Annotated in this window: 8 protein-coding genes; 5 read left to right on the top strand and 3 right to left on the bottom strand. The window is 72.5% G+C overall.

Features of this window, described 5'->3' with window-relative positions:
* Nucleotides 1-175: 175 nt before the first annotated feature.
* The 3 genes from mazG to mfd all read right to left on the bottom strand — a co-directional run bounded on the left by mazG (nucleotide 176) and on the right by mfd (nucleotide 5,464).
* Entirely contained in the window at nucleotides 176-1,177 is a 1,002-nt protein-coding gene (mazG, locus tag AF1_RS29755) for a nucleoside triphosphate pyrophosphohydrolase (protein ID WP_067806803.1), read from the bottom strand.
* Nucleotides 1,178-1,182: 5 nt separating this feature from the next.
* Nucleotides 1,183-1,839: a SurA N-terminal domain-containing protein gene (locus AF1_RS29750; protein WP_131732978.1), complete on the bottom strand. Its 657-nt coding sequence runs from the start codon at nucleotides 1,837-1,839 to the stop codon at nucleotides 1,183-1,185.
* A gap of 88 nt (nucleotides 1,840-1,927) precedes the next feature.
* Nucleotides 1,928-5,464 (bottom strand): transcription-repair coupling factor, encoded by a 3,537-nt coding sequence (gene mfd / locus AF1_RS29745; RefSeq protein ID WP_067806809.1) that lies wholly within the window; start codon nucleotides 5,462-5,464, stop codon nucleotides 1,928-1,930.
* Between the two features lie 224 nt (nucleotides 5,465-5,688).
* Here mfd and AF1_RS29740 point away from each other — a divergent pair, with 224 nt between their 5' ends.
* From AF1_RS29740 to AF1_RS29720, 5 genes are all read left to right on the top strand, one after another.
* Nucleotides 5,689-6,453 carry a class I SAM-dependent methyltransferase gene (locus AF1_RS29740; RefSeq protein ID WP_067806796.1) on the top strand — a complete coding sequence of 255 codons (765 nt, stop codon included), beginning with the start codon at nucleotides 5,689-5,691 and terminating at the stop codon, nucleotides 6,451-6,453.
* 118 nt (nucleotides 6,454-6,571) lie between these two features.
* Nucleotides 6,572-8,041 (top strand): adenylyl-sulfate kinase, encoded by a 1,470-nt coding sequence (cysC, locus tag AF1_RS29735; protein WP_207394217.1) that lies wholly within the window; start codon nucleotides 6,572-6,574, stop codon nucleotides 8,039-8,041.
* 111 nt (nucleotides 8,042-8,152) lie between these two features.
* A complete protein-coding gene (locus AF1_RS29730; protein ID WP_084263466.1) occupies nucleotides 8,153-9,142 on the top strand; it encodes a sulfite exporter TauE/SafE family protein in 990 nt (329 codons plus the stop codon).
* Nucleotides 9,076-9,867 carry a WecB/TagA/CpsF family glycosyltransferase gene (locus AF1_RS29725; RefSeq protein ID WP_067806787.1) on the top strand — a complete coding sequence of 264 codons (792 nt, stop codon included), beginning with the start codon at nucleotides 9,076-9,078 and terminating at the stop codon, nucleotides 9,865-9,867. Before AF1_RS29730 ends, AF1_RS29725 begins: the two co-directional genes overlap by 67 nt.
* Nucleotides 9,868-9,974: 107 nt before the next feature.
* A complete protein-coding gene (locus AF1_RS29720) occupies nucleotides 9,975-11,246 on the top strand; it encodes a hypothetical protein (RefSeq protein WP_084263465.1) in 1,272 nt (423 codons plus the stop codon).
* Nucleotides 11,247-11,421: the final 175 nt, after the last annotated feature.

Raw genomic sequence — 11,421 nt, 5'->3', positions numbered from 1 at the left:
GAGGACGCGGCGCGGGCGGCGCGGGCGGCCGGTGCGGCGCGGCGCGGCCGGGCTGCCGCCCCCTGCACCGCGATTCCCTGTGACACCACCAGCCCCGCCAGGCACGCGCCCAGCGTAAACGCGTGCCCCCGGCCGGACTACCCCGTCAGCAATATTTCGGTCGATTCCGCGCGAATCAGGCGCGCTGCCCCCGTCGTTCCCACGCTCGGACACGATCGCGGAATACCCGGGAAACCGCGCGCAACTCTGCTTCGGGATCGGCTCCCCGCTCCACCGCCTCCCGGACGAGCGCGAAAAGCCGCTCCCCGACGTCGCTTCCGGCGCCGGTTCCGCTGTCCGCCTCGGCGTCCCGCGCGAGGCCGGCGGCCAGGTCGGCCGGGGCGTCCATCCGCGCGGCACGCCGCTGGAGCTGGGCGGCCAGCGACAGTGCCGGCTGCCCCATCGGCACGCCGTCCAGCGCGGACGCCTCAGCGCCGCTCTTCTCCGCCCGCTCGGCCGCCTTGATCTGCTCCCAGTTGGCGTTGACCTCGTCCGCGCCGGAGACGGTCACGTCCCCGAACACGTGCGGATGGCGGCGGACGAGCTTGTCGACGATCGCGCCCGCCACGTCGTCGATGGTGAACGCGGTCTCGTCGTCGCGTTCGGCGGCCACCACCGAGTGGAACGCCACCTGCATCAGGACGTCGCCCAGCTCCTCGCGAAGCGCACCGAGGTCGCCGGACTCGATCGTGTCGAGGACCTCGTACGCCTCCTCCAGCAGATACGGGACGAGCGTGGCGTGCGTCTGCTTGCGGTCCCACGGGCATTCGCGGCGCAGCGTGTCCATCACCGCCACCAGATCGAGCAGCCGCGCGCCCGGCAGGTCGTAGGAGCCGTGCAGGACCTCGACGTCCAGCGGGTCGTCGACGACGAGCGTGCCGATCTCGCGCATCAGCGCCTCGTCGCCCTCCGGCGCGGCCACCCACACGACGTCGGCGTCCCGCGCCTCCGCGACCAGCCGGGCCGCGTCCGGCGCCTCGGCCGGCTGCGCGGCGATCCCGGCGTCGCGCAGCGAGGGCAGCAGCGGATGCCCGGCCGCGAGCCGCACGGCGGACGCCGACCGGAGCGCGTCCCACGCCCGCCACGTCAGCAGGCCCGGCGCGACCCGGTGCGTGGTCGCGAGCAGTGTCAGGCTCATACGCCTCAGATGCCCGAATCGGGGCTGGACAGCCGGTAGGTGATCGGGCCCACCCCGAACTTGCCCGGGTCGTAGCTCCCGTAGCGCGGGTTGACCTTGATGTGCATGTCGCCGGCGGTGCTCTGGAACAGCTCGTTCCACCGCCTGCCGGCCTGCTGGGTCGCCGGGCTCAGCCGGTTGGTCAGGTCCGCGCCGAACCGCTGCATGACCGCGATCTGCGTCGCCATGAGACGCGCCAGGTCGCGGGTGTGCCCGCGGGGCAGCCCGCTCGCCAGCGTGATCGAGCCGGCGCCGCCCTGCTGGTTCAGCGCCTGGACCGCGGTGTCCACCTGACCGCCCGTGACCGTGACGCCGGCCTTGCGCGCGACCCTGTCGGCGACCCTGAAATTGATCAGCAGGGTGAGCGCGCCCTGCAGGTCGGACTCGGAGTCGCCGGCGAGCTGCGGCGCCGGGCCCGCGGGATTCGCGCGCAGTTCATTGGCCGCCGGGTCCGCGCGGAACTGGGTGCGCCAGTCGCGGACGGTCTGGCTGAGCTCGGTGACGGTGATGCGGTCGTCGCCGACGAGGGCGGCGGTGCCGACCTTCGGGGAGCCGCCGCAGCCGGCGAGGGCGCCGGCCGCCAGCACGACCGCCACCGCCGCCTTCACGGACTTACCAGGCACGGAATCCTCGTCTCGTCATGGATCGGGTGGGGGGCGCCTCGGTCCCAGAAGCCCTTCCCGGGCGCGGGGGATCGTCCCCCCCAGAACATTACCGCCTGCCCGCGGTGGTCGCGGGTTCGAGGAACAGGGCCTCGACCAGGTCCGTCGCCCACTTCAGCAGTTCCTGGTCACGCAGTGGCCGGCCGCCGAGCGGCGCGGTCTTCGGCGCCGGCACCAGCAGCGTGTCGGTCGCCGGCTTCAGGATGCTCTTCGGGTAGAGCCGCTGCAGCCTGACCTGCCTGGAGTCGGGCAGGTCCACCGGCGTGAACTTGATGAAGTTGCCCTGGACGGTGACGTCGGTGAGCCCGGCCTTGCGCGCCTTCGCCCGGAACCGCGCGACCTCCAGGAGGTTCAGCACCGGGACGGGCAGCGGCCCGAACCGGTCCTTCAGCTCGTCGTGCACGGCGCCGATCTCCTCCTCGGACGTGATCGCGGCGATGCGGCGGTAGGCGTCCAGCCGGAGCCGCTCCCCCGGCACGTACTCGTGCGGCAGGTGCGCGTCGACGGGCAGCTCGACCTTCGTCTCCACGGCCTCGGGCTCACCGCCGCCGTCCTTCAGCTCCCGCACGGCCTCCCCGACCATCCGGACGTACAGGTCGAACCCGACGCCCGCGACGTGCCCGGACTGCTCGGCGCCCAGGATGTTGCCCGCGCCGCGGATCTCCAGGTCCTTCATCGCGACGTACATGCCGGCGCCCACCTCGGTGTGCTGCGCGAGCGTCGCGAGCCGCTCGTGCGCGGTCTCGGTCAGCGGCTGCTCCGGCTGGTAGAGGAAGTACGCGTACGCGCGCTCCCGGCCGCGGCCGACCCGGCCGCGCAGCTGGTGGAGCTGCGACAGCCCGTACATGTCGGCCCGGTCGACGATGAGCGTGTTGGCGTTCGGGACGTCCAGCCCGGACTCCACGATCGTGGTCGCGACGAGAACGTCGTAGTTCTTCTCCCAGAAGTCGACCATGACCTTTTCGAGCTCGTTCTCGTTCATCTGGCCGTGCGCGACGGCGACCCGCGCCTCCGGGACGAGCCGCGCCAGGTTCGCCGCGACCTTGTTGATCGAGCGGACCCGGTTGTGCACGAAGAACACCTGGCCCTCGCGCAGCAGCTCGCGGCGGATCGCGGCGGCGATCTGCTTCTCCTCGTACGGGCCGACGAACGTGAGGACGGGGTGGCGCTCCTCGGGCGGGGTGAGGATCGTCGACATCTCCCGGATGCCGGTCAGGCCCATCTCCAGCGTGCGCGGGATCGGTGTCGCGGACATGGCGAGCACGTCCACCTGCGTGCGGAGCCGCTTCAGCTCCTCCTTGTGCTCGACGCCGAACCGCTGCTCCTCGTCGATGACGACGAGACCGAGGTCCTTGAACCGGGTCTGCGACGACAGGATGCGGTGCGTGCCGACGACGATGTCCACGGTGCCCTCGGACAGGCCGCGCAGCGTCTCATCGATCTCCCCGTCGGTCTGGAACCGGCTGATCGGCCGCACCACGACGGGGAACGCCGCGAACCGCTCGGTGAACGTCGACATGTGCTGCTGCACCAGCAGCGTCGTCGGGACCAGGACCGCGACCTGCCGCCCGTCCTGGACGGCCTTGAACGCCGCCCGCACCGCGATCTCGGTCTTGCCGTAGCCGACGTCGCCGCAGATCAGCCGGTCCATCGGGACGGGCCTTTCCATGTCGGCCTTGACCTCGTCGATGGCGGCGAGCTGGTCGGGCGTCTCGTTGTAGGGGAACGCGTCCTCCAGCTCGCGCTGCCACGGCGTGTCGGGCGCGAACGCGTGGCCGGGGCTCGCCATCCGCGCCGAGTACAGCCGGATCAGCTCCCCGGCGATCTGCTTGACGGCCTTGCGGGCGCGCGACTTGGCCTTCTGCCAGTCGGCGCCGCCGAGCCGGTGCAGGCTCGGCGCCTCACCGCCGACGTAGCGGGTGAGCTCTTCGAGCTGGTCGGTCGGGACGAACAGCCGGTCGCTCTTGGCGTACTCCAGGATCAGGTACTCGCGGGTGGCGCCCTGCACCGTCCGGCTGACCATCTCCACGTACCGTCCGACGCCGTGCTGCTCGTGCACCACGTAGTCGCCGGGCTTGAGCCGCAGCGGGTCGATGCCGCCGCGCCGCCGCGACGGCATCCGCCGCGCGTCCTTCGTGGACGACCTCTGCCCGGACAGGTCGGTCTCGGTCAGCACCGCGAGCTTGACCGGCTCCCAGGTGAACCCGTTCTCCAGCAGCCCGGTCGTCACGTTGACGACCGACGGCTCGGGCGGCGCGGCGAGGTCGGTGCGCCGCGCGCCGAGGCCCTCCTCCCCGACGAGCTGGACGAGCCGCTCGGCGGGCCCGTGCCCGGCGGTGACCATCACGACGCGCCAGCCGCCGTCGATCCAGCCCTTCAGGTCGCCGACCACGCGGGACGTGTCGCCCCGGTACGCCTCCGCCGGCCGCGCACCGAGGTCGAGGGCGTCACCCTCGGGATTGAGGGCCGTCACGCTCCACCGGGGCAGCCCCAGCTCGGTGCTGTGCTCGCGGACCTCCTCCAGCGAGCGGAACGCGGCGGCGCCGAGGTCGATCGGCGCCTCTCCCCCGGCGGCGGCGTTGACCCAGCTCGCCTCCAGGAACTCCTGGCTCGTCCGGACCAGCTCGGCCGACCGGGTGCGGATGCGCTCCGGCTCGCACACCAGGAGCGCCGAGCCGTCCGGCAGCAGGTCGGTCAGCAGTTCCATGCGGTCGGCGAGGACGGGCGAGAACGCCTCCATGCCCTCGACGGTGTCGCCGTCGGCGATCCGGCCGAGGACCTCCTCCAGAGCCGGGTGCTCCCCGGCGAGCAGCTTGGCGCGCTCACGCACCTTCTCCGTCAGCGGCAGCTCACGGCACGGCGGCGCCCACAACCCGCCCTGCGCGACCTCCAGGGAGCGCTGGTCGGCCGCCTTGAAGTAGCGGATCTCCTCGACGGTGTCGCCCCAGAACTCCACCCGCAGCGGGTGCTCCTCGGTCGGCGGGAACACGTCCAGGATGCCGCCGCGCACCGCGATCTCGCCACGCTTCTCCACCAGGTCGACGCGGTGGTACCCGGCGTCCACCAGGCTGCGGACGGCGTCGTCCATGTCGGCGTCCTCGCCGGAGACGAGCCGCACCGGCTCCAGGTCGGCGAGCCCGGCGACGATCGGCTGCAGCACCGCGCGGATCGGGGTCACGACGACGTCCAGCGCGCCGCCCTTGCCGGTGAACCCCTCCTCGCTGGGCGGGCCGCCCGCGTCCGGGTGGCCGAGCCGGCGCAGCACCGCGAGCCGCTGCCCGACCGTGTCCGAGCGCGGCGACAGCTTCTCGTGCGGCAGCGTCTCCCACGCCGGGAAGTGCGCGACGCGGCCCGGGTCGAGCAGGCTCGACAGCGCGGCGGTCAGGTCCTCGGCCTCCCGGCCGGTCGCGGTCACCGCCAGCACCGTGCCGCCGCCGTCCGCGCCCAGGGCGCGGCTCAGCGCGGCGGCCATGATCGGCCACAGCGCGGCGGGTGCGACGACCTCCTGGTCCGCACGCGCCCGCGAGAGGGCACGCTGCAGACCGGGATCGGTGCATGCAAGATCAACAAGTCCAGAAAGCGTCATCTTCGCCCGCAACTTCGCCGTTCACCCCGAGGCAGGGCAGCCCGAAAAGCCGGAATCCGCGCGGACCCCGGTACCGCGTACAAGAGTACGCGCCCGCCGGACCCGCCGTTCAGACGCCGCCGCAACCCGCGAACCACCCCGGCCGCAACGCATGACGACATGACGGTTACAAAGATTGGACAAATAGCCAACGGAAAGCAGTCAGGTAATTACTCTGCGGGATTATGACCGATCTGCGTACGCCTCCGGTGAACGACGGCGATCTCTTCTCAGAACGCGCCCGGCAGTACGCCCTAGAGAAGCCCCTGCAGCGGATCCACGTCCTGGAGGCGGGCTGCGGCTGGGGCACGGGCCTGGACCTCGGCGACCACGAGCACCACGTCACGGGAATCGACCTGGACGCCCCGGAGCTGCGCGCCCACACCCGCGAGCGGGCCGATCTGGACGCCTGGCACCTCGGCGACCTGCGCACGGTGCCGCTGCCGCCACGCGCCTACGACATCGTCCACGCCGCGTACCTGATCGAGCGCGTTCCGCACGCCGAGCTGGTGCTCGACCGGTTCGTGGCCGCGCTCAAGCCCGGCGGGCTGCTGCTCGTCCAGCTGCGCGACCGCGACACGGCGTTCGGGTTTCTGGACCGGATGCTGCCCCGGTGGCTGCGCATGTCCGGCCGGGACCCGCGCGGCACCCACGCTCGCGGCGTCCCGCATCCGGCGGGCGGACGGGCCCCGGGTCCGCCGGAGCCGGCGCTCTACGAGCGGGTCGCGTCCCGGGCGGGCATGCACTGGTACTGCGTGATGCGCGGGCTGGTCGTCTCCCAGGAGTACACCTCCCGGCGGGCCATCGAGGCGCTCGGGGCCGGAAGCGGTCCCGCCGAGCTGCTCTGCCGGCTGGTGTCGACGGTCACCCGGGGCCGCCTCACCGCCGACCACAGCGATATCACGCTGGTCATCCGCAAGCCGGAGAACCGTTTCGCCCGCATCATCTGATCCGGGCCGCCGCGCACCCGGCGTGCGCGAGTTCCCGCGGGCGAAGTATTTTTCCTGCGGAACCCCACTGACACGGATGAGCCCGGCACCCCGCCGCCGGGCAGGATCGGAGATCGCGGTGACCGCCGAAGCCGGCCTTCCCGACACGCTGCGCGACCTGCCCGCCTGGACCCCGAACCCGGTGGAGCTCGCCGACCTGGAGCTGATCCTCGCCGGGGCGTACCGCCCCCTGACCGGGTTCCTCGGCTCCTTCGACACCGCGATGGTGATCGCCGGCGGACGGCTCGCGGACGGCACCCCATGGCCGGCACCGGTCACGCTGACCGTGCCGAAGGAGCTGACCGGCCACGAGCGGATCGTCCTGCAGGACCCGGAGGGCGTGCCGCTCGCGGTGCTCACGGTCACCGAGGCGTGGCAGGACCCGACGACCCAGGCGTGGCGGCTCGCGGGACCGCTGGAGGCGCTGCGCGCCCCCGCGCACGGACCGTTTCACCGCCTGCGGCGGCGCCCCGACGAACTCGCCCCCGCGGAGGGCGGCACGCTGGGTGTGGCGACCGCCGGTCCGCTGCACCGCAAGCAGCTGGGCCAGCTGCGTCAGGTCGCCGAGCGGCTCGGCGCCCGGGTGCTGGTCCTGCCGCTGCTCGGCGGTGAGCACGACGAGTCCCTCGTCCGGGCGCTGCTCGGCGTCCGCAGGGAACTGCCGGACGGGACGCAGATCATCCCCGTGCCGCTGCCCCCGCGCGGCGACCGCGAGCGGGACGTCCTGCTCCGCGCGCACGTCGCCGCCGCGTACGGCGCCACCCACCTGCTCGCCGACGCGGAGATGGACGGCACCCCGATCCCGCTGGTCGTGCCGGAGCCGTGGGCCTACGACGCCGATGTGGAGGTCTGGCGGCCGGTCGCCCGGATCGAGCCCGACCACGTCCAGGCGGAGCTGACCCAGGAGCGGCTGAACGAGCTGCTGGACGCGGGCGAGCCCATCCCCGACTGGTTCACTCCGCCGGCCGTCGCCGCCGAGCTGGCGCTGGCGCGTCCGCCGAAGCGCTCGCGCGGCATCACGGTGTTCTTCACCGGGCTGTCCGGGTCCGGGAAGTCCACGGTCGCGCGCGGCCTGGCCGACGCGCTGATCGAGCGCGGCGGGCGGACCGTCACGCTGCTGGACGGCGACGTCGTGCGGCGGATGCTGTCGGCGGGCCTGACGTTCTCCCGCGCCGACCGCGACCTCAACATCCGGCGGATCGGGTTCGTCGCGTCCGAGATCACCCGGCACGGCGGCACCGCCGTCTGCGCGCCGATCGCCCCGTACGCGGCGACCCGCGCGGAGGTGCGGCGGATGGTGTCCGCGGTCGGCGACTTCATCCTGGTGCACGTCGCGACGCCCCTGGAGGAGTGCGAGCGCCGCGACCGCAAGGGCCTGTACGCCAAGGCGCGCGCGGGGCTGATCCCGGAGTTCACCGGCATCTCCGACCCCTACGAGGTGCCGGAGGACGCCGATCTGACGCTCGACACGTCCCGGATGACCCCGGACGAGGCCGTCGGCGCGGTCCTCGGCCTGCTGGTGGAGGGCGGCTGGGTACGTCCCGAATAGCTCAAGAGTCCCAATTGTCTCGTTTGTAGTTCGGCATCCGGGTTATCGAACCGAGGCGGCCTCCTCTAGGGTAATACACGATATTTCCTACATGACAGGTAGGTCATGCCGATGGACTTCGATTGGACGATGGCGCTGGGCTCGTTCCTCGTCGCCGTCATCGTCGGGCTGACCGGCATGGGCGGCGGCGCCCTGATGACCCCGATGCTGGTGACGTTCTTCGGAGTCAGCCCGCTCGCCGCCGTGTCCAGCGACCTCGTCGCCGCCGCCGTGATGAAGCCCGTCGGCAGCGCCGTCCACTACCGGCGGGGCACGATCGACATGCGGATCGTCGGCTGGCTGTGCGCGGGCTCGGTGCCCGCCGCGTTCTCCGGAGTCCTGCTGGCCAAGGCGCTCGGCCACGGCGATTCCGTCGAGAACCTCATCAGCAAGGCGATGGGCGCCGCGCTGATGATCGCCGCCGCCGGGCTCGTCCTGCGCTCCCGCCTGGCCCGCCGGGGCCGGGGCGGCGCCCCGGGCGGCACCGCATCCGAGATCAAGGTGCGCCCCGTCCCGACCGTGCTGGTCGGCGTCGTCGGCGGGCTCGTCGTCGGCATCACCTCGGTCGGTTCCGGCTCCCTGATCATCGTCGCGCTGCTCGCCCTCTACCCGACGCTCAAGGCGGGCCAGCTCGTCGGCACCGACCTGCTGCAGGCCGTCCCGCTGGTGCTCGCGGCCGCAATCGGCCATCTGCTGTTCGGCGACTTCCGGCTGGAGGTCACCGCCGCGCTGCTCGCCGGCTCCATCCCCGGCGTCTACCTCGGCTCCCGGATCTCCTCCCGCGCCCCCGGCGGCCTGATCCGCCCCGTCCTGGTCCTGGTGCTGGTCGCGTCGTCGCTGAAGATGTTCGGCGTGCCCGCCGTCCCCCTCGCCTGGACGATGGTCGTGCTGACCGCCGGCGCGGTCGCCTCGCTCGCGCTGCGCCGCCCGCAACCGGGATACGCTGCCTTCTCCCGTCCCAGTCCCCGGCCCGGCCGGCGCACCAGGAGAGCAGCGTGGACCAACGATGGCCGCATGACACCGTCGACGTCCTCGGGGTGCGGGTCAGCCGCATCGACGTAACGCGGCTCCGCTCGTTCACCGCGGCGGCGGTCAAGGACCGCACGAAGCTGACCATCACGTTCGCCAACCCGGACTACGTGCTCAAGGCGCAGAAGGACGCCGGGCTGCGCGACCTCATGAACGGCTTCGACCTCAACCTGCCGGACGGCTGGGGCGTCGTGCTCGCCGCGAAGATCTTCGGGCGTCCCGTCCCCGGGCGGATGGCCAACGACGACCTCACCGACGACCTGTTCGGGCAGCCCGCCGAGCAGGGCTGGCGGGTCTTCCTGTTCGGCAACGCGCCCGGCGTCGCCGAGGCCGCCGCCGAGAACGTCCGCACCTGGTATCCGGGCCTGAACATCGCGGGCACCCAGCACGGATACTGGGCGGACGAGCAGGGCCGCATCCCCGCCGAGACCGCCGAGCGGCTCGTCGCCGAGATCAACGACGCGGCCCCCGACATCCTGCACGTCGGCCTCGGCACCCCGCTGCAGCAGCGGTTCGTCACCGAGTACCGCGACCGGCTCACCGCACCCGTGATCATCACGTGCGGCGCGTACTTCGAGCACCTCGCCGAGCGGCGCGAGTACTACCCGGCCTGGGTGCTCAGGCTGCGCGTCGGGTTCCTGTACCGGCTGGCCCGCGAACCCCGCCGGCTGTGGCGCCGCTACACCGTCGAACTGGGCGCCTACCTCGGCCGCGTGCTGTGGCACCGGCTCCGGCACGGCAAGGCCGCCGGCGCGTGAGCGGCGTCTCTTTCCGGTGGCGGTTCCCCGGAACCGCTGCCCATCCCTCACCAATGTGGTAGGACAAGATGCCATCACCATTCCCGGCAGCATCCCGGAGCACCTTCATGCGCCCCTTCATCGCCTGCCTTACAGCCACCTCCCTCGCGGCGTTCACCCTGTCGGCCACGGCGGGCGCGGCGTCCGCCGACATCGCCCAGCCGACGGTGGTCTCGGCGAACCCGGTGAACAACACCCCGCACGTGCTGGACGGCACCGTCCGCGCCATCGCCGTCGTGGGTGACCTGGTCGTCGTCGGCGGCAACTTCGAAGAGGTGCGCGAAGCCGGCAGCGGCAAGCCGACGCTCAAGCGGCACAACCTGTTCGCCTACGACATGGGCACCGGGAAGATCAGCACGGCCTTCGTCCCGAAGGTGGACGGGACCGTCCACGCGCTCCAGGCCGGGACGAGCGGCTGGGTCTACCTGGCCGGGACGTTCAAGACCGTCAACGGCGTCAAGACCGGCACGGTCGCCGCGGTCAAGACCACGACCAACCAGGTGCACACCGGCTTCAAGCCCAACGTCAACTACCGCGTCACCACGATGGTGCGCCGCGGCTCCCGGCTCTACATCGGCGGCTCGTTCACCAAGGCCGGCGGGAAGGCGCGCACCGCCGTCGCCCGGCTCGACGCGGTGACCGGCGTCGCCGACAGCTCCTTCAACTTCAGCGTCACCACGCCGCGGTCCGGCGCCCTCAAGGTCTACAAGCTCGCGGTCGACCCGGCCGACACCCGGATGGTGATCAACGGGACGTTCACCCGGGTGAACGGGCAGACCCGCTACCAGATCGCGATGATCACCCTGGGCACGGGCACCGCGAAGCTGTCGACCTGGTCGACCACCGAGTACGCCGACGCGTGCAACCTCAACGCGTTCGACACCTACATGCGCGGCATGGACTTCTCCCCCGACGGCAAGTACTTCGTCGCGGTCACCACCGGCGGCCCCTACGGCCGCACCACGCTGTGCGACTCCGCCGCGCGCTGGGAGGCGGCCCGCACCGGCTCCGGACAGAAGCCCACCTGGGTCAACTGGACGGGCGGTGACACGCTGCTGTCCACCTCGGCGACCGGCGCCGCCGTCTACGTCGGCGGGCACCAGCGGTGGCTGGACAACCCCTACGGGCACGACTCCGCCGGCCCCGGCGCCGTGTCGCGTCCCGGCATCGGCGCGCTCAACCCGGCGACGGGCAAGGCGCTGGCATGGAACCCGACGCGGACGCTCGGGCACGGCGTCGAGGCGCTCGTCGCCCACCCGAAGGGCCTGCTCGTCGGCAGCGACACCGATCAGCTCGGCCACGAGTACCACGGCCGCATCGGAATGTTCCCGATGCCGTGATCCCCCTGTGACGGATGTGAGATAAAGGGGGCCATGACCATCCGAGAGGAGGGGCCGTCCGTGCGCGACCAGCAAGCCGGAGACCCGTTCCGCGGTGGCCACCACCGACCCGACGCGCGCAGCTCGCGGCCCGTCCCGCCGGCCCGGCCGCGCGGACGGGGGCGGGCGCGCCGCC

The organism is Actinomadura formosensis NBRC 14204, assembly GCF_001552155.1.
Classification (GTDB): Bacteria; Actinomycetota; Actinomycetes; order Streptosporangiales; family Streptosporangiaceae; genus Spirillospora; species Spirillospora formosensis.
Note: the sequence above shows the minus strand (reverse complement) of the source record. Positions and strands in the feature narration are given on the sequence as shown.

Bases quoted from the DNA above. Each gene is read 5' to 3' on its own strand.
- mazG (WP_067806803.1), bottom strand. From the start codon at position 1,177: ATGAGCCTGACACTGCTCGCGACCACGCACCGGGTCGCGCCGGGCCTG.
- mfd (WP_067806809.1), bottom strand. From the start codon at position 5,464: ATGACGCTTTCTGGACTTGTTGATCTTGCATGCACCGATCCCGGTCTG.
- AF1_RS29740 (WP_067806796.1), top strand. From the start codon at position 5,689: ATGACCGATCTGCGTACGCCTCCGGTGAACGACGGCGATCTCTTCTCA.
- AF1_RS29730 (WP_084263466.1), top strand. From the start codon at position 8,153: ATGGACTTCGATTGGACGATGGCGCTGGGCTCGTTCCTCGTCGCCGTC.
- AF1_RS29720 (WP_084263465.1), top strand. From the start codon at position 9,975: ATGCGCCCCTTCATCGCCTGCCTTACAGCCACCTCCCTCGCGGCGTTC.